The organism is Duganella sp. P38, assembly GCF_050859475.1.
GTDB lineage: Bacteria > Pseudomonadota > Gammaproteobacteria > Burkholderiales > Burkholderiaceae_D > Rugamonas.
This window is the reverse complement of sequence record NZ_CP193936.1, coordinates 2,433,031-2,451,326: the sequence shown is the minus strand read 5'-3', so window position 1 is coordinate 2,451,326 and position 18,296 is coordinate 2,433,031. Positions and strand designations below refer to the sequence as shown.

Here is an 18,296-nt window from a genome sequence, read left to right as displayed (position 1 = left end):
CGGTGGTGGAGGAATTTGCCAAGGCCGGCCCTTGTTTGGATAGTGGCGTGGAAGTGATATCTGCGCTCATGTTTTTGTCTCGGTGGATGTAAGCTAGCCTGCGGCGTCCGATCGGGCACCGCAGGCTGACCCCCTCGCCGCCGCGAGCGGGCGGCGAAGGGACAGTCCGGATTAGTACAGTGCTTTGCCCGAAGCGTCTTTCAGGTTAGCTTTCCAGGCGTCCTGCACCAGCTTGACGACGTTGGCCGGCATCGGCACGTAGTCCAGTTCGGTGGCAGCCTGGCCGCCGTTCTTGAAGGCCCAGTCGAAGAACTTGACCACTTCCTTGCCCTTGTTGGCGTCTTGCTGCACTTTGTGCATCAGGATGAAGGACACGCCGGTGATCGGCCACGAGTTTTTACCAGCCTGGTCGGTCAGCACCACGCCGAAGCCCGGGGTCTTGGTCCATTCGGCGTTCGAGGCGGCGGCCTTGAAGAACTCGTCGTCAGGCTGCAGGAAGTTGCCGTCCTTGTTTTTCAGCTGGGTGTGCGACATTTTGTTCTTTTTCGAGTAGGCCCACTCGACGTAGCCGATCGAACCCTTGATACGCTGCACGTTGGCGGCGACGCCTTCGTTGCCCTTGCCGCCCACGCCAACCACCCACTTCACAGCGGTAGCAGCGCCCACCTTGGTTTTGAACTCAGGGCTGGTTTTCGACAGAAAGTCGGTGAACAGGAAGGAGGTGCCCGAACCGTCGGCGCGATGCACCACGGTGATGTCTTCGGCTGGCAGCTTGACGCCCGGGTTGATGACGGCGATCGCCTGGTCGTTCCACTTGGTGATTTTGCCCAGGTAGATGTCGGCCACGATCGGGCCGGTCAGTTTCAGCTGGCCTGGGGCGATGCCGTCCAGGTTAACCACGGTCACCACGCCGCCCATGATGGCAGGGAACTGCATCAGGCCTTCGGCGTCCAGGTCGGCTGCGCTCATCGGCGCGTCCGACGCGCCGAAGTCGACGGTCTTGGCCTTGATCTGCTTGATGCCAGCGCCCGAGCCGACGGACTGATAGTTCAGGCCGTTGCCGGTGGTGGCTTTGTACTGCTCCGCCCATTTAGCGTAGATCGGGTATGGGAAGGTCGCGCCGGCGCCGGTCATATCGGCGGCGTGAGCGGCCGACGAGAAGGCCATTACGGCCGCTGCGCCAACCATCAGGGAAGAGATCAATTGTTTCAGTCGCATTTCAAGTCCTTTGTTATGACAGGTTAGGATGCTGCGCAGTCTAACGGCGGAATATGACAGCTTTATGACATGCCCAAAATATTTCAAAAATAGTTCGGCAGCCGCTTCTTCCCTATGAAACCAGGCCAGGTTGCCCCTGTATGTTACGCCCACTTGTCATAATCGGCGCCCGTTTATGACAGCCCTTGTCACAAAGCTGTCATATTTCTTCTTTACACTGTTGCATCATTTCCAGCGCAAACCACGCTAGAATGGAGATAACTGCAAAGTGATTAAAAAGACATGAAGCCTGACTTGCATGCGGACGTAAACAAGAACTCGGCCTTTCTTGACCGGGAACTTTCGCAACTGATGTTCAACCGCCGCGTATTGGCGCAGGCGGAAGATAAAAGCATTCCCTTATTAGAGCGGCTGCGCTACCTGTGCATCGCCAGCAGCAACCTCGACGAATTCTTTGAAGTGCGCGTGGCCAGCCTGCTGGCGGCCGGCGCCGCGGACGGCGCGCTGGCCACCCACCCGGCGCTGGTGGCCACGCTGTCGCGCATCAGCAATGAGTGCCATTTATTGGTGGCGCATCAATATGAAATCCTCAACAACGAAATCCTGCCGGAGATGGCCGCCAACGGCATCCACCTGGTGCGCCACAACGAGCGCAACGACGCCCAGCGCGCCTGGGTCAAGGAATACTTCGACACCGAGGTGCGCCCGCTGCTGACGCCGATCGGCCTCGATCCGGCCCACCCGTTCCCGCAGGTGGTCAACAAGAGCCTGAACTTCATCGTCCAGCTGGGCGGCAAGGACGCCTTCGGCCGCGGCACCGGCATCGCGATCGTGAAAGCGCCGCGCGTGCTGCCGCGCGTGATCCGCCTGCCCGACGAGCTGTCCGGCCATGGCGGCATTTCGTTCTGCCTGCTGTCGTCGGTGATCCACGCGCATATTTCCGACCTGTTCGCCGGGCGCGAGGTGATCGGCTATTCGCAGTTCCGCGTCACCCGCGACAGCGACCTGTGGGTCGACGAGGACGAGGTGAAAAACCTGCGCCAGGCGCTCAAGGGCGAGCTGGTCGGCCGCCAGTTCGGCGCCTCGGTGCGGCTGGAAGTGGCCAAGAACTGCCCACCGGAACTGTCGCAATTCCTGCTCGACCAGTTCGGCCTGCACCAGAGCCGGCTGTATGCGGTCAATGGCCCGGTCAACCTGGTGCGGCTGACCGAAATCATGGACCACGTGCACAATCCGGAGCTGCGCTTCGCGCCGTTCTTTCCCGGCCTGGCGCACAAGCCGGGCAACCAGGATATCTTCTCGGCGCTGCGCAAGAGCGACATCCTGCTGCACCACCCGTACCAGTCGTTCCAGACGGTGATCGACTTCATCCGCAGCGCCGCGCTCGATCCGAACGTGGTGGCGATCAAGCAGACGATTTACCGCACCGGCATGAACTCGGACCTGATGGAGTCGCTGATCGCGGCGGCCAGGGCCGGCAAGGAAGTCACCGTCATCGTCGAGCTGAAGGCGCGCTTCGACGAGGAAGCCAATATCAACTGGGCCGACAAGCTGGAACAGGCCGGCGCGCAGGTGGTGTACGGCGTGGTCGGCCTGAAGACGCACGCCAAGGTGGCGCTGGTGATACGCCGCGAGGACAACAAGCTGCGCTACTACGCCCACCTCGGCACCGGCAACTACCACCCGACCACCACCAAGTTCTACACCGACTTCGGCCTGCTGACCTGCCATCCGGGCATCAGCCAGGAGGTCAACGAGGTGTTCATCCACCTGACTTCGCTGACCAAGCCGCACCGCCTGACCCATTTATGGCTGGCGCCGTTCGCGCTGCAGAACGAAATCATCAAGGCCATCCGCAACGAGGCGCGCATCGCCCGCGCCGGCCGGCCGGCGCGCATCATCGTCAAGATCAACGCGCTGGTGGACGAGTCGGTAATCCGCGCGCTGTACGCGGCGTCCAAGGACGGCGTCAAGATCGACCTGATCGTACGCGGCGCCTGCATGCTCAAGCCCGGCGTGCCGGGGCTGTCGGAAAACATCAAGGTGCGCTCGATCATCGGCCGCTTCCTCGAACACAGCCGCATCTATTACTTCCGCAACGACCTGGCGCACGACACCTACCTGGCCAGCGCCGACTGGATGAGCCGCAACCTGTTCCGCCGCATCGAGGTCGCTTTCCCGATACTGGACAAGGCGCTGAAACGCCGGGTCATGGCCGAAGGTCTAACCCCGTACCTGAAGGACAACACCAACGCCTGGGAACTGGAGCCGGACGGCCACTACCAGCGGCGCCGGGCGCGCGGCAAGCAGCTCAGCTTTGGCGCCCAGCAGCATCTGATGGAAGCGCTGGGCACGCCCAACGCCCACCTGGGGGATTGACGGGATCTGTTTGCATACATCATTGGGGAGCACAGCATGGATCTCATTTTATGGCGACACGCCGAGGCCGAGGACGCGGTGGCCGGCATGAGCGATCTGGAACGGTCGCTGACCAGCAAGGGGCAGAAGCAGGCGCGCCGCATGGGGCAATGGCTGAACTCGCAGCTGCCGGACAGCTGCAAGATCTTGTCCAGCCCGGCCGTGCGCACCTTGCAGACGGTCGAGGCGCTGGGGCGCAAGTTCAAGATCCACAGCGACCTGGCGCCGGGCGCCGATCCGTCCGACATCCTGAAGGCGGTCAACTGGCCCGGCAACAAGGATTCGGTGCTGGTGGTTGGCCACCAGCCGACGCTGGGCCAGGTGGCGTCGATGCTGCTGACCGGCGACGATCTCGAATGGGACATCCGCAAGGCCAGCGCCTGGTGGTTTGCGCAGCGCGAACCGGGCGATCCGCGCAGCGTGTATCTGAAGGCGGTGATGGCCGCCGACCTGGTGGTGAAATAGCTTGTAAAGCGATGGCCGTCTGCTAGAGTTGAATTGTACTCACTAGAAGGGGGCCATCATGATGTTCACCTTGCTCACCATGGGGATTTTGGGCGGGATGATCGCCCTGGTCGCGTATGAACTGATCGAGGAAATGCGCGGCAGCAAACAGAAACTCATCGACCGCTATCACGAATAGCGTCATTCCCGCGCAGGCGGGAATCCATGCGCGGGAGCGGCGGCCACGACGGCCGCCGACAACCGGTCACACGCCGGTCTTGAACCTGGTGTAAATGCGCGTGATATTGCGGCGGATATCCGCCGGCACCGCCTCCGGTGGCGTCATGCGCTTCTTATCCTCTTCCGACAAAAACACGCTCTTGTTGTTAGCGATATCTTTGCGCACGAACTTGACGCTGGCCGCGTTCGGGTTGGCGTAGAACACCTTGTTGGTCAGGCTGGCATGCACTTCCGGACGCATGATGTAGTTGATCCACAGGTGGGCGTTGTTCGGGTGCGGCGCGTCGGCCGGAATCGCCATCGTGTCGAACACCAGCGCGGCCGAGGTCTTCGGCACCAGCGCCTCGATCACATTGCCGTTCTTGGCGTCGATGGCGCGCTGGCGGGCGATGTTGATGTCGCCGGACCAGCCCAGCGCCACGCAAATGCCGCCATTGGCCAGGTCGTTGATGTAGCCAGACGAGCTGAACAGCGTGACGTAGGGACGGATCGCCTGCAGCACCTTGCCCGCCTCGGCATAGTCGGCGGCGTTTTTCGAGAAGGCCGGCTTGCCGGCGTAGATCAGCGCCGGCGGCAGCACTTCCGACGGCGAGTCGAGGAAGGACACGCCGCACGACTTCAGCTTGGACGCGTACTTCGGATTGAAGATCAGCTCCCACGAGTTTTCCGGCAGCGGCATGCCGCCCAGCGCGGCCTTGACCTTGTTGACGTTGATGCCGACGGTGGTGTAGCCCCACAGCCAGTCGACCAGGTACTCATTGCCCGGATCGATGGCGGCCAGCTTGGCCTGGATGGCCGGGTCGAGGTTTTTCAGGTTGGGCAGCTTGGACTTGTCCAGCTTGCGCAGCAGCTTGCCGTCGATCTGCAAGCGGCCCCACTGGGCAGTCGGGACGACGATGTCGTAGCCGGACTTGCCGGCCACCAGCTTGGAGTTCAGGATTTCGTTGTTATCGAACAGGTCATAGCGGACCTTGATACCGGTTTCTTTTTCAAAATTCTTAACCGTATCCTCGGCGATGTAGTCCGACCAGTTGTAGATATTGAGGACTTTTTCCTCTTGCGCCGCAGCTCCCTGCACCGCGCCTACCATCAAACCAGCAGCCAACAACGCCGCGCCAACGAACTTCCCTGCCATAACACCTCCGGAATGTGGAATTCAACACAAGCCGTGATGATCGGGCATCCACCGCCCGGATGCAAGGAATTCGTACAGAAATCTCAGCCCAGCATGTCGAACAGCGTGCCGGTGCCGGTGTTGCCCATGCCGTAGAAGCCGCCCACGCCGGTCTGCGCCTGCGCCGTGTACAGCGCCGCCAGCGCGTTGGCCTGGGCCGTCATGGCCTTGTTCATGCTGACCTTTTTGTTGTTCAGGTTGGCGATTTCGTTGGCGGTCAGCGAAGTCTGCTTGCTCAGCACGCTGTTGGTGCCGGTCAGCGACGCCGCCTTGGCCGATAGCAGGTCGGCCATGCCGCGCTTGTCATCGGTGGTAAACAGCTGGGCCACGGCGGCAGAATCGGCGGTCAGCGCCTCCTGCAGTTTTTTATCGTCGAGCTTGAGATTGCCGTCCTTGTCCTGGCTCAGGCCGATCCCGGCCAGCTTGGTCACCGAGACGCTGCCGCCGCCGGTCTTCAGCAGCATGCCCATCTGGTTGATGGCCTGGCTCAGCGCGGTGTCGGACTTCAGGTCGCCCTTTTGCAGCTTCTGCATCTTGGCGTTGAGGTCGTTGTAGGCGGCGACGAAGGCCTTCAGGTTGTCGCCGATCTGGCTCGACGACTGGGTGATGGTGATGTCGCTCTTGCCCTTGCCGGCCAGGTTCAGCGTGGCGCCGCCGATGGCGCTGTCCTTGATGGTGTTGCTGGCGCTCTTGATTTCCTTGCCGTCGACCGTGAGGATAGCGTCCTGGGCGGCGGTGGTCTGCGTCATTTTCTGCGTGCCGGCCGGATCGTAGCTCAGCAGGTTCTTCAGCGTGGCGTCGCCGCTGACGCTGATGCGCATGCTGTTGTCGGCGCCCTCCTTGCCAGCCACCGACAGCGTGTACTTGCCGTTGTCGCCCTTGACCACGGACACGTCGACGCCGGCCGCCTTGAACGCGGCGGCAATGCCTTCCGGCGTGTTGTTGCTGCTGTCGATGGTGACGCTTTTGCTGCCGGCTTTGGCGTTGGCGGCAAACGCCTTCTCGCCGCCGGCGGTGCCGAAGTCGATCTTGATGGTGGTGGTGGCGCCGCTGCCGATCTTGCCGTCGGCGCCGGTGGCGAATTCGTCGCTGGTCAGGAACTGGCCCTGCGCCAGTTGCTTGACATCGACCGCGTAAGTGCCGGCCTTGGCAGTGCCGGTCGAGCTGGCGGTCAGCACGGTCTTGACCGAGCTGGCGGCGCTGGTGCTCAGGCCGTTGCCGGTCAGGCTGGCGGCGATCTGCTGGAAGCTGGCCAGCGCGCTTTGCAGCTGCCCCAGCGCCGACAGCTTGGTCTGGTCCTTGGCGATGGACGCGTTGAGCTTGGCCGCGGCATTCGCTTGCGGCGTCATGGTTTGCAGGACGCGGTTGTAGACGTCCGTCGATACGCCCTGGCTGGTCGAGCCGAACGTGGAGCTGATGCTGGAGGTAGCCATAATTTCAATATTCCGCCATGTTGGTGGTTACATAGTATGCAATATGGCCGCTTGCACCAAAGCGGTGAATAAAAGGGCATTCTACCCCTATTCCACCGCCCAGTGCGGATTCGAGGAGCCGAGGCGGCTTGCCGGGCGGTCCCAGGCCATCGCGGCGCCGTCGATGCGCACCGGTGGGCGATAGCGCCGCGCCGGCCCCCACGCTGTCTGCTCCAGCGTGGCTGCGAAGTCCGCCGCGCTTGCCGGCGCCAGCCCCGGCGCCTTGCCTGGGCCGGCGGGCGCGCCGCTGTCGGTCAGCAACTGCGCGGTGCGGGCCAGTGCCAGCCTGGCGTGCAGCGTGCGGCCCTCGGCCAGCCGGGCGATCAACGCGCGGATCGCGGCGGCGGCCATCAGGTAGCCGGTCGCGTGGTCGAGCGCCTGCACCGGCAACGGCAGCGGCTTATCGGCGCCCTGCATGCGCATGCCGTGGTCGGCGATGCCGCAACTCATCTGCACCAGACTGTCGAAGCCGCGGCGGCCGGCCAGCGGACCGCTCCAGCCATAGGCGTCCAGCGTAACGTCGATCAGCGATGGATTGTGCCGCGCGCGGAACGCCTGGCCGTAGCCCAGCCGCTCCAGCGCATCCGGACGATAGCCATGCACCAGCACATCCGCCTGCGCCAGCAGTTGCTCGAAGATGGCGCGGTCCGCCGGCTGCGTCAGATCAAGGCGCGCGCAGCGTTTGCCCAGCGTCACCTCGGGAATCACGCCCGGTTCGTTCCAGTGCGGCGGATCGATGCGCAACACGTCGGCGCCATAGCCGGCCAGAAAGCGCGCCGCTACCGGGCCGGCCAGCACGCGCGTCAAGTCCAGCACCTTCAGCCCGGCCAGCGGCCGCCCTGCCCGCCACGCCCATGCGCCACGCTGCCCGGCGCCGGCCGCGCCCACCGTCGCCAGCGCAATCAGCGGTTCGCTGGCGACGCTCCGGCCTTGCGGGTGCGCCCGCCACTCCGCCAGCGAGCGCATCACCGCCGCGCAACCGCCCTGCGCGACGACCGCATCCTCCAGCGCCAGCCCGCGCCAGCCGGCTACCGCGCGGGCTACCGCATCACGATCCTCGGCGCAGCCCAGCACTGACAGCGCGGCGGCGCGGTGATGCGGGGCGTTGGTGTGCAGGCGTATCCAGCCATCGGCGGTGGCGTAATCGCCAGCCACCGCGTCCCATAGCGGCGGCCGTTCCCAGCCTACCGGGTGGATCGACCAGCCGAACCACATCGACGCCAGCCGGCGGTCCACCGTTACCGTCAGCGGCGCCGGCGTGGCGGCCTGCGCCAGCAACAGTTCACGCACCGCCAGTGCGGCGGCGCCCACCGAGGCTGCCGCCAGTTCGGTGACGGCAAAGTAAGAAGGCAAGGCGCCCTCGCCCACCACCGTCAGCGCATCCAGCGACGCAGCGGGCAAATCCAGCGCGGACCATATGGTGTTCAACATACAAACTCCAGATCAGTTAAGCTTGGCCGCAGCTTAGGACCGTTGGTCTGCGAGCGTCAATCTTGACTTGAAGTGTCAACATAGGAAATGGAAATGGTCTGGATGACCGCCGCAGAAGCCCTGGACGTGCTTAACGTCCGGCCGCAAACGCTGTATGCCAACGTCAGTCGCGGCAAGATTCGCGCGCGGCCGGATGACGACGATCCGCGCCGCAGCCTCTACCACCGCGACGACGTGTTGCGCATGGCGCGCCGCGCCAATGGGCGACGCAAGGTGGAGGCGGTCAGCACGCAGGCGATGCAATATGGCGATCCGGTGCTGCCGTCCGCCATCTCGACCGCGCTGGATGGACGCCTGTACTACCGCGGCCAGGACGCCGCCGTGTTATCCGACACCGCCAGCCTGGAAGACATCGCCGCACTGCTGTGGGAATGCCCTCCGGCCGAAGCCGCCGCCATCTGGGCCTCCTGCCTTCAACCAGCGCCAGCCTCCGTGGGCCAGACGACGCGTGGCGGCACAGCCGGGGCAGGCGCTGCGATAGAGGGCGGCGATGCGATGCGGGCTAAACAGGCGGCGGCTGGTGGCGGGACAAAGGCGGTGGACGCGCTTGCTGCCGGGTTGCTCGCGCTGGCGCAACGCAGCGCGAGCGACCGGCCCTCACTGGGGCGCCCGGCGGCCGAGCTGCGCGCCGAAGCCGCCAGCGTGCTAGCCACACTCATCGCCGCGATGGTCAACGCATCAACGCCCGCCGTGCACGCCAGCGGCGGCGCGGGCGCGGATGGCGCGGATAGCGCGGGTGCGGGTGCGGGCGGCCCGTGTGCGGGCGGAGGTAGCGCGGGTGCGGGCAGCGCGGGCGGCCCGTGTGCGGGCGGGGGTAGCGCGGGTGCCAACGGCGCGGCCGTGTGCGCGCCTGGCGATGACAGCGCGCTGCCGATCAGCCGCCGCCTGGCCCGCGCCTGGCGCGCCGAGCAGCACGAGGACCTGATCCGCCGCGCCCTGGTCCTGATGGCCGATCACGAACTGAATGCTTCCACCTTCGCCACCCGCGTCGCCATCTCCACCGGCGCCGCGCTGGCGGCCGGTGTGCTGGCCGGCTTCACCACGCTGACCGGCCCGCTGCACGGCGGCGCGGCGGCGGAATTCGCGCAACTGGCGGCACAGGCACAAGCCGGCAATGCCGACGATGCCGTGCGCCGCTGGCTGGCCAGCCAACGTCCGCTACCGGGCTTCGGCCACCCGCTCTATCCGGCCGGCGATCCGCGCGCCCAGGCCCTGCTCAAAAAACTACCGGAAATTCAACCACTTGAAGCGCTGGCTGTAGCGGCGGAACAACAAGCCGGCGAGCTGCCGAGCATCGACTACGCGCTCGCCGCGCTGACCGCCGCCTGCGGCCTGCCGAAAGACGCACCCTTCATCCTGTTCGCCACGGGTCGCTGCGTCGGCTGGCTGGCGCACGCACTGGAACAGGTGCGCGCCAACCGCCTCATAAGACCGCGCGCCCGCTACACGGGGCCCGCCCCTCTTACCGCAGGAATTTATTGATGGTGGCCATGGTGGCCATGTCCGGATTCATGAACTGGAACCCGATTTTGAAGTGATCGCCACTGAAGATGCAGTAATTCACCCGCGAACGGCAGCTCAGCACCTGCGCCTTGCCCTCGACGAACAGCTCGAACGACAGCATGCCGATATCGCCGGTCGCCAGCTTATGATCAAACGTGAGCGACAAGCCGCTACCGTTGATGTCGAGCGTGCGCCCCTGCATGGGCGGCATGCCATCCATCACCACGACTGCCTTGGAGCGCACGATTTTCCGCGCGCCGGACCTTTGATCAACTAACACTTTCCCATCCTTTAGTTACGCAATTGGCTATATTGTCTATTACAACACGTCACAACGCAATGTTATTGGATCTCGCGCAGCTTGTTGAAAGCATCGTCGATGCGATCCACGCCAATAATCGTCATGCCCTCGATCGGCTGCTTGGGCGCGTTCGCGGTCGGAATCATCGCCGTCGAAAAGCCCAGCTTGGCGGCCTCGCGCAAACGCTCCTGGCCGCGCGGCGCCGGCCGGATCTCGCCCGCCAGGCCAACTTCGCCAAACACCACAAAGCCGCTCGGCAGCGCCTTGTTGCGCATCGATGAGTTAATCGCCAGCAGCACCGCCAGATCGACCGCCGGCTCGCTGATCTTCACGCCGCCGACCGCGTTGATGAACACATCCTGGTCGAACGCCGCGATGCCCGCGTGCCGGTGCAGCACCGCCAGCAGCATCGCCAGCCGGTTCTGCTCCAGACCGACCGACAGCCGGCGCGCGTTGGGCAAGTGGCTGGCGTCCACCAGCGCCTGGATTTCCACCAGCAGCGGCCGGGTGCCCTCCTGCGTCACCATCACGCACGAACCCGGCACCTGATTGTCATGCTGCGACAGGAACAGGGCCGACGGATTGGACACGCCCTTCAACCCCTTCTCGGTCATCGCAAACACGCCCAGCTCGTTGACGGCGCCGAAGCGGTTCTTGATCGCCCGCACCAGGCGGAAACTGGAATGGCTGTCACCCTCGAAGTACAGCACGGTATCGACGATGTGCTCCAGCACGCGCGGACCGGCCAACGCCCCCTCCTTGGTCACGTGACCGACCAGGATAATCGTCACGCCGGTCTGCTTGGCCGCGCGGGTCAGCTGCGCCGCGCACTCGCGCACCTGCGCCACCGACCCCGGCGCCGAACTCAGCGCATCGGAATACAGCGTCTGAATCGAATCGATCACCGCCACTTCCGGCTTCTGGTCGGCCAGCGTGGCAAGGATTTTCTCCAGCTGGATTTCGGCCTGCAACTTCAGGTCGCGCGCGTCGATGGCCAGCCGCTTGGCGCGCAAGGCGATCTGCGCGCCGGACTCCTCGCCCGATACATACAGCACCTTTTTCAGGTGCGACACATTGGCCAGCGCCTGCAACAGCAGGGTCGATTTGCCGATGCCGGGATCGCCGCCGATCAGTACCACGCCGCCGGCCACCAGGCCGCCGCCGAGCACGCGGTCGAATTCCTCGATGCCGGTGCCGAAGCGCGGCACGTCGATGGCGTCGATATCGGCCAGCGACAGCACCGGCGCCGTTTGCGCCAGCGACAGGTGGGCCGGCTGCGAGTAGCGGTTATTGCCGCCCGCCTCGATCACCGTCTCGACCATCGTATTCCACTGCTGGCAGGCGGCGCACTGGCCGGTCCACTTGGTGGCGGTGGCGCCGCACTCGTTGCAGGTGTAATTGGTTTTCGCCTTCGCCATGCGCTCAGTCCTCCACCACCGGCACGCGCGGCGCCAGCGCGCACATCAGCTCGTAGCCGATGGTGCCGGCGGCCTGCGCCACCTCGTCAATCGGCAAATCCTTGCCCCAAAGTATCACCTTGCTGCCGATGCGGGCTTGCGGCAAATCAGTCAGGTCGACCGTCAGCATGTCCATCGACACGCGCCCGACCAGGCGGGTGCGCACGCCCTCGACCAGCACCGGCGTGCCCAGCGGCGCCACCCGCGGATAGCCGTCGGCGTAGCCGCACGCCACCACGCCGATGCGCATCGGCCGCTCGGCCTGGAAGCGGCTGCCGTAGCCGACCGCCTCGCCGGCGGCGATCTCCTGCACGCCGATGATTTCGCTGCTCAAGGTCATCGTCGGTTGCAGGCCGAACGCCTCGGCGCTGGCGCCGCCCGGCGTGCCGCCGTACAGCATGATGCCGGGCCGTATCCAGTCGTTCTGCAATTCGTGGTGCAGCAGCACGCCGGCCGAATTCGACAGGCTGCGCGGTCCCGGCAGGCCGGCCGCGCCCAGCTCGAAGCGGCGGATCTGTTCGGCGATTGGCAGCAGCGGATGTTCGACGTCATCGGCGTTGGCGAAATGGGTCATCATGGTGATGCTGCCGACGCAAGCGATGGCGCGCAGGCGCGCGTGGGCGGCGCCGAAGTCTTCCGGCTTGAAGCCCAGGCGGTTCATGCCGGTGTTCATTTTGAGGTGCAGATCGAAGCGGATGCCGCGCGCGCTCAGTTGCGCCGCCACCTGTTCCAGCCACGCCAGCTGCTCGTTGCAATGCACGGCAGCCTGAATGTCGTAACCGGCCATGGTGTGCAGATCCGACAAACTGAAGAAACCTTCCAATAATAAAATCGGCTTCTTCCAGCCCAGCTCGCGCAGCCTGACGGCGTTGTCGACCTCGATCAAGGCCAGGCCGTCGGCGTCGGCGAAGCCGCGCATCGCGCGCTCCAGGCCGTGACCATAACCGTTGGCCTTCAACACGCCCCAGGCTCTGGCGCCCGGAGAACGCGACTTGGCGAGGGCCAAGTTTTGCTTCATGGAATCAACGTGAATAGTTGCTAATATCGGCCTCGGCATACGTCTCATTTCGGCTGGTTCAACGAAGGCGCTATTCTACCGCCTGGGACCTGAAGCGGGGCTGAAGCGCACTGCTCAATTCTTGGGGATACGATCAAAGCATGGTATAAAGCAAGCCAGATAAGTTTTCCAGGCTATCCCAGAATGAATCGTGGTTTCTATACCATCATGGCGGCGCAGTTCTTTTCGTCCCTCGCGGACAATGCGCTGCTTTTTGTTGCGATCGACCTGCTGGTAAACATGCAATCTCCAGGGTGGATCACACCGCTTCTGAAGCTGTCATTTACCCTCTTTTATGTGCTGTTGGCGGCATTTGTTGGCGCTTTCGCAGATTCGATGCCCAAGGGCAAGGTTATGTTCATCTCCAACCTGATCAAGGTTGGCGGTTGCCTGCTGATTTTCGCCCACGTCCATCCCTTGCTGGCCTACGCCATCGTCGGCTTCGGCGCGGCCGTGTATTCGCCCGCCAAGTACGGCATCCTGACCGAATTGCTGCCGGCCGAAAAACTGGTGGCGGCCAACGGCTGGGTCGAGGGGCTGACTGTGCTGTCGATTATCTTTGGCACCGTGATGGGCGGCGCGCTGGTCGGCGACCGTGTATCGTCGATCCTGCTCGGCTTCGACTTCCCGCTGATCGACACCGGCATCACCACGCCAACGCAAGCTGCGCTGTGCGTGGTGGTCGGCATCTATATGCTGGCGGCGCTGTTCAACACGCGCATTCCCGACACCGGCTGCGTCTACGGCCATCAGGAACGCAATCCGATCAAGCTGATCTCCGACTTCGCCAACTGCTTCAGCCTGCTTTGGAAAGACAAGCTGGGCCAGATTTCGCTCGGCGTGACCACGCTGTTCTGGGGCGCCGCGCAGACACTGCAATTCATCGTGCTGGAATGGGCCAGCCGTACCCTCAAACTGAGCTATGAGCAGTCGACCAGCCTGGTTGGCGTGGTGGCGATCGGCGTGGCGGTGGGCGCGATCATTTCCGCGCGCAGCATTACGCTGCGCAAGTCGCTGACGGTGATTCCGGTTGGCATTGCCATGGGCGTGATCGTGATGTCGATGACGCTGGTGAACTCGGTGGCGCTGGCCTATCCCCTGCTGATCCTGGTCGGCCTGCTGGGCGGCTTCTTCCTGGTGCCGATGAACGCGCTGCTGCAACACCGCGGCCACGTGCTGATGAGCGCGGGCCACTCGATCGCCGTGCAGAACTTCAACGAGAACCTGTCGATCCTGACGATGCTGGCCGTGTATTCGCTGATGCTGCGCATGCACCTGAACCTGGATGTCATCATTCTGCTGTTCGGCCTGTTCCTGGCGGGCACCATGCTGTACATCCTGCGCCGCCACCAGAAAAACCAGCGCGAATTCGATTCGATCGCGCTGATCGGCGAAGCCAAGCATTAAATCTTACGCCGGCAGCGCCCCGTCCTGGCGGCGCTGCGCGGCTTGCGCGCGCCAGCCGTCCGGCACCACGAAACCGCGCCGCTGCTCCACCAGCCACTGCCCTTGCTGCCGCAATGCCGCGATCATGAACGGTGCGCCCTGCTCCGGCAACTCCGACAGCAACTGCGCGCGCGTGATGGCGTCGCCTGCCGCCAGCTTGAGCGGCGCCAGCCATTGCAGGCGCGGCATGATGGCGCAGGCTTGCTCCGGCAGGCTCTGCGCCTGCGTGTGTGTGATCCAGAAACCATGGCAATGCTGCTGCGAGATGCCGGGCAGCGGCTGTACGCCGTCCGGGTAGAACAGCCAGCCCTTGACCAGCGCCTGCGCGCGCACGATGGGCTGGGGCACCAGCGCCTGCGCGGCCGGATGCCGCGACAGCGACAGCTGCTTGTCAAAAATCTTGCGCATCTTGACGCCCAGCGTGTCGGCCAGATTGGGGCCGATCAGGCCGTTGAAGTCGTCGGCCTTGTCCAGCAGGTAGAACTTGGTGGCAAATTCGATGTGGGCCAGATTGGCGCCATCGTGCAGCAGGAAATCGAATTCACCAATGGTGTCGGTGCGGTCGGCGCGCACTTGCAGGCCGTGGGCATAGAGCTGGCCGTGAGCGGCAAAGTAGAAGGCCATCAGCTTTTCGGCGTACAGGCCGAGGCGCGAATAGTGCTTGTCGCCGAGGGCGGCTTGCAGCGGTGACGGATCACGCTCCAGCGCCGCCAGCCAGTCGGCGGTGGCCGGCGACATCGGGCCGAGCGAGGCGATGCGGTCTTGCCATTGCGGCGCTTGCGCGTCCAGCAAGTCCGGCGCGTCCAGCAGCCACGCCAGCGCGCGGACGTGCGGGTGGGTCAGATGCGGCCAGCGGCTTTCAAACAGCGCCTGGTAGCTGTCGGCCGGCGGCGCGGGCGCCGGGGCCGGCGCTGCAGGAGCCAAGACCGGCGGTGCGGGGGCAGGACCGGCGCTGCGGTGGTAGCATCCGGCGACGCCGGAGTTGGCGCGCCGGATAGCGGCTCAGGCATGACTGGCCTTCGCCAGGCACAGGTCGCCCCAGGCCTTGGCTTTGTCTTCCGGCTTGCGCAACAGGTCGTCGGGATGGTAGGTCGCCACCACCGACAACTGCTTGTAGCGCATGACCTGGCCGCGCGACGCGGGTCCCATCATCAGGCCTCTGGCGGCGAACTGGCCGAAGGTGATGGCCATCGTGGCGCCGGTCAGCGCCAGCTCGCGGTCCAGATACGGACGGCAGGCGATGACTTCCTCGGCGCTCGGATTGCGCTCCGGCGGGCGGCACTTGACGATATTGGTCACGTACACATCGGCCTCCGGCTGGAGTTCGATGGCTTTCAACATATTGTGCAGCAGCTGGCCGGCTTCGCCGGTGACGGCTTGCGCGGCGTCCTCGTCCGGTTGCGACGGCATGCCGGCGATGGCGATCCAGCGGGCGTCGGCGGCGCCACGGCCGTTGACGGCGGCGCGGCGCGTCTCGCACAGCGTGCAGCGCGTACAAGTCGACACGGCAGCCTGCAGCGCAGGCCAATCCATCGCGGCGATAGCCTCGTCACTGACCGGCGCGCCAGACTCTGCGTCGCCAGTCACCGTCCGCGGGCGTGCGACCGGCTGCGACGCGTCGGACAGCCCGGCGGCTGCCGGCTGTGCGGGTGCGGCGGGCCGTGGCGTGGCCTGGTGCGCGGAGGCTCCCGGCTGCACGGGCGCGGTGGGCCGTGGCGTGGCTGATTGCCCGGCGGCGGCGGCCTGTGCAGGTGCGGCGGGCCGTGGCGTGACCGGGTGCGCGGCGGCGGGGGAGGCATTGGCGCGTCGTCGAACCAGGAGGTATCCTCGTCTGGCGGCACAGCATCGTTGCGCGCGCCGCCGCGCGACGCCGTACCTGGCTGCGTTGGCGACGGACGGCCCGGCGCGGCAGACTGCCCAGCCGAAGGACGCGGCTGCGCGGAAGACTGTCCGCCGGCTGCGGGACGCGATGGCATAGCGGCTGGCGGCGCGACAGGCGCGTCGTCAAACCAGGACATATCCTCGTCTGCCGATGCGGGCGCTGACGCACCACCGGCCGGCGCCTCGTTGCGCGCGGCGGCCGCTTCAACAGCAGCGACCAGCGGGCTGCGCACAGGCGCGGCGTCAACCGCCGGCTGCACGGCTTGCGGCACGTGGAGCGCTTGCTGCGGCTGATGCGCTTGATGCGCTTGCTGCGGCTGATGCGGCTGCGAGGCCTCAGCCACGGCCGGCATCACGCGCGCCGGCGGCGATGCGGAAGCCAACTCGTCCGGCAGCTCATCGGCCAACGCCTGCACCGCCTCGGCGAAACCATCCGCCGGCGGCGCATCGCGCAACTTCCACTGCACGCCAATCCCCATCTCCCCCAGGAACACCGTGCTACGTGCCGACGACTGACTCATACCTTAAACCGCATAACAATCGCGTCCTCGCGTTGCTGGTTGGCCGCCGGGTAATAGCCCTTGCGCCGACCGATCTGCTTAAACCCATAGCGCTCATAAATCTCCAGCGCCCGCGTATTCGAAGGCCGCACTTCCAGCAGCACCGCCTCCATGCCCAGGCCGCGCGAACACGCCACCGCCTGATTCAACAGAAACCGGCCCAGCCCCTGCCCCTGGCGCTCGGCCGCCACCGCCACATTCAGCAAATGCGCCTCATCGACAATCGCCATCAGCAGGAAATAGCCCATCAAGGAACCGTCGCGGTCGCGCAGCACCCAGGCCTCATAATTGCTATTGAGCGAATCGACAAAATTGGCCATGCTCCACGGATGCGGATACACGCTCTGTTCCAGCGCGAACACCTCGTCCAGGTCAGACGCCTGCATCGGCTCATAATGGAGCCTGGCCAGGTCCCACAGCTGCGCCGTCATGCGCCGCCATCCTTGGCGGCGGCCATATCGCGCCGCTCGGCCTGCGTATAAGCGACCTTGTTACGCAAATACAAAGGCTGGGCCTCGGCCGCGGTCACCGTGCGGCCGGCCGCAAAAGCCACCGCCGCCAGTTGCGCGACCTGCTCCGCATGCGGCATCACCTCCGCAAAGCCGCCGGCCGGGAAAGCCTCGGCATACGCCGTCAAGCCATTGCCGCACGCCACCGGCGCGCCCTGCGGCCGCACATCGGCCGGCGCCGACAGCACGGGCGGCAACACCGCCACCGGCACGCCATCCTCGAAACGGTACTGTGCCCAATACACCTCGCCCATGCGCGCATCGAGCACCACCAGCACCTCGGCGGCGCCATGCTGTTGATGGCAAGCCAGCGCCATCGCATCGAGCGTCACCACCGGCACCGCCGGCAGCTTGCCGCCGAACGCCAGGCCCTGCGCCACGCCGCACGCGGTGCGCACGCCGGTAAACGAACCGGGCCCCGAACCGAAGGCGACGGCGTCGCAATCGGCCAGCGCCACGCCGGCTTCGGCCAGCAGCTCTTGCACCATCGGCAATACAGCCTGGGAATGGGTACGGACACCGCTGGAGACGCGGCTGATCACGGCATCGCCCCGCAGCAATGCGCAGGAAGCGGTTTCGGACGAGGTTTCAATGGCAAGAATAATAGGCATCCCGTATTTTAACCCGGCGCGCCAGCAGGCGCGACCCCGCGCGGAGGGGTAGAATACGCGCTTGAGCGCCGAGTGCGCTATTTAACCTGACACCATGGCCAGTCTGACCCTGAATTCCGAAAACCGCGCAGCGGTGGCCGCCGCGCTGGCGGGCGACCGCTGGATCGTAGCCTGCCTGTGCGCCGCCTGGTGCGGCACCTGCGCCACCTACCGCGCCACCTTCGACGCGCTGGCGGCGCGCCACCCGGACAAATATTTTATCTGGATCGACATCGAAGACCAGGCCGACGTCGTTGGCGACCTCGACGTGGAAAACTTCCCGACACTATTGATCCAGCACCACGACCTGGTGGCCTTCTTCGGCACCATGCTGCCGGACGCCGGCGTTGCCCACCGGCTGGTGCAATCGACCGCCGCGCACAGCGACGACGAGCTGCGCCAGCTCAACGCCAGCAACCCCGAGCGCGCCGCCTGGCAGCGCAGCTGCAATCTGCGCACCCTGCTGTAATCCGGC

The 18,296-nt window shown here is 65.2% G+C and carries 16 protein-coding genes; 5 read left to right on the top strand and 11 right to left on the bottom strand.

Annotated features, from left to right (window positions below; all coding sequences use genetic code 11):
* Positions 1-171: 171 nt before the first annotated feature.
* Positions 172-1,218, bottom strand: coding sequence for a phosphate ABC transporter substrate-binding protein PstS (gene pstS / locus ACRQ5J_RS11330; protein ID WP_432383357.1), 1,047 nt, complete (start codon positions 1,216-1,218; stop codon positions 172-174).
* 282 nt (positions 1,219-1,500) lie between these two features.
* Between pstS and ppk1 the strand changes: the two genes are divergently transcribed.
* Together ppk1 and sixA are read left to right on the top strand one after the other, a co-directional pair.
* Complete coding sequence (ppk1, locus tag ACRQ5J_RS11325; RefSeq protein WP_432383356.1) at positions 1,501-3,597, top strand: polyphosphate kinase 1; 2,097 nt, start codon at positions 1,501-1,503, stop codon at positions 3,595-3,597.
* A 36-nt stretch (positions 3,598-3,633) separates the two neighbouring features.
* The gene (sixA, locus tag ACRQ5J_RS11320; protein WP_432383354.1) at positions 3,634-4,101 is read left to right on the top strand and encodes a phosphohistidine phosphatase SixA; all 468 of its coding nucleotides are present in this window, start codon (positions 3,634-3,636) and stop codon (positions 4,099-4,101) included.
* A 244-nt stretch (positions 4,102-4,345) separates the two neighbouring features.
* Here the strand turns inward: sixA and ACRQ5J_RS11315 are convergent, their stop codons facing one another.
* From ACRQ5J_RS11315 to ACRQ5J_RS11305, 3 genes are all read right to left on the bottom strand, one after another.
* The gene (locus tag ACRQ5J_RS11315; RefSeq protein ID WP_432383353.1) at positions 4,346-5,455 is read right to left on the bottom strand and encodes a polyamine ABC transporter substrate-binding protein; all 1,110 of its coding nucleotides are present in this window, start codon (positions 5,453-5,455) and stop codon (positions 4,346-4,348) included.
* A gap of 83 nt (positions 5,456-5,538) precedes the next feature.
* On the bottom strand, positions 5,539-6,927 hold the full coding sequence (fliD, locus tag ACRQ5J_RS11310; RefSeq protein ID WP_432383352.1) for a flagellar filament capping protein FliD: 1,389 nt from the start codon (positions 6,925-6,927) through the stop codon (positions 5,539-5,541).
* A gap of 87 nt (positions 6,928-7,014) precedes the next feature.
* Positions 7,015-8,397 (bottom strand): CoA transferase, encoded by a 1,383-nt coding sequence (locus ACRQ5J_RS11305; protein WP_432383351.1) that lies wholly within the window; start codon positions 8,395-8,397, stop codon positions 7,015-7,017.
* A 93-nt stretch (positions 8,398-8,490) separates the two neighbouring features.
* On the opposite strand from ACRQ5J_RS11305, the gene ACRQ5J_RS11300 reads away from it, so the two are divergent.
* Complete coding sequence (locus ACRQ5J_RS11300) at positions 8,491-9,939, top strand: citrate synthase family protein (RefSeq protein ID WP_432383350.1); 1,449 nt, start codon at positions 8,491-8,493, stop codon at positions 9,937-9,939.
* Here the strand turns inward: ACRQ5J_RS11300 and ACRQ5J_RS11295 are convergent.
* The 3 genes from ACRQ5J_RS11295 to alr form a co-directional block, all read right to left on the bottom strand.
* A complete protein-coding gene (locus tag ACRQ5J_RS11295) occupies positions 9,920-10,204 on the bottom strand; it encodes a PilZ domain-containing protein (RefSeq protein WP_432383349.1) in 285 nt (94 codons plus the stop codon). The genes ACRQ5J_RS11300 and ACRQ5J_RS11295 overlap by 20 nt on opposite strands.
* 98 nt (positions 10,205-10,302) lie before the next feature.
* A complete protein-coding gene (gene radA / locus ACRQ5J_RS11290; RefSeq protein WP_432383348.1) occupies positions 10,303-11,679 on the bottom strand; it encodes a DNA repair protein RadA in 1,377 nt (458 codons plus the stop codon).
* 4 nt (positions 11,680-11,683) lie between these two features.
* Positions 11,684-12,775: an alanine racemase gene (gene alr / locus ACRQ5J_RS11285; RefSeq protein ID WP_432383633.1), complete on the bottom strand. Its 1,092-nt coding sequence runs from the start codon at positions 12,773-12,775 to the stop codon at positions 11,684-11,686.
* 144 nt (positions 12,776-12,919) lie between these two features.
* Between alr and lplT the strand changes: the two genes are divergently transcribed.
* Entirely contained in the window at positions 12,920-14,182 is a 1,263-nt protein-coding gene (lplT, locus tag ACRQ5J_RS11280; protein ID WP_432383347.1) for a lysophospholipid transporter LplT, read from the top strand.
* Between the two features lie 3 nt (positions 14,183-14,185).
* Here lplT and ACRQ5J_RS11275 read toward each other — a convergent pair whose 3' ends face one another.
* The 4 genes from ACRQ5J_RS11275 to tsaB all read right to left on the bottom strand — a co-directional run bounded on the left by ACRQ5J_RS11275 (position 14,186) and on the right by tsaB (position 17,782).
* A complete protein-coding gene (locus ACRQ5J_RS11275) occupies positions 14,186-15,145 on the bottom strand; it encodes a DUF1853 family protein (RefSeq protein WP_432383345.1) in 960 nt (319 codons plus the stop codon).
* A gap of 78 nt (positions 15,146-15,223) precedes the next feature.
* Positions 15,224-15,754, bottom strand: coding sequence for a uracil-DNA glycosylase (locus tag ACRQ5J_RS11270; RefSeq protein WP_432383344.1), 531 nt, complete (start codon positions 15,752-15,754; stop codon positions 15,224-15,226).
* A gap of 865 nt (positions 15,755-16,619) precedes the next feature.
* The gene (rimI, locus tag ACRQ5J_RS11265) at positions 16,620-17,093 is read right to left on the bottom strand and encodes a ribosomal protein S18-alanine N-acetyltransferase (protein ID WP_432383343.1); all 474 of its coding nucleotides are present in this window, start codon (positions 17,091-17,093) and stop codon (positions 16,620-16,622) included.
* Positions 17,090-17,782, bottom strand: a complete 693-nt coding sequence (tsaB, locus tag ACRQ5J_RS11260; RefSeq protein WP_432383342.1) for a tRNA (adenosine(37)-N6)-threonylcarbamoyltransferase complex dimerization subunit type 1 TsaB — start codon at positions 17,780-17,782, stop codon at positions 17,090-17,092. The genes rimI and tsaB overlap by 4 nt, the downstream gene beginning before the upstream one ends.
* Before the next feature lie 94 nt (positions 17,783-17,876).
* Here tsaB and ACRQ5J_RS11255 point away from each other — a divergent pair, with 94 nt between their 5' ends.
* On the top strand, positions 17,877-18,290 hold the full coding sequence (locus tag ACRQ5J_RS11255; protein WP_432383340.1) for a thioredoxin family protein: 414 nt from the start codon (positions 17,877-17,879) through the stop codon (positions 18,288-18,290).
* Positions 18,291-18,296: the final 6 nt, after the last annotated feature.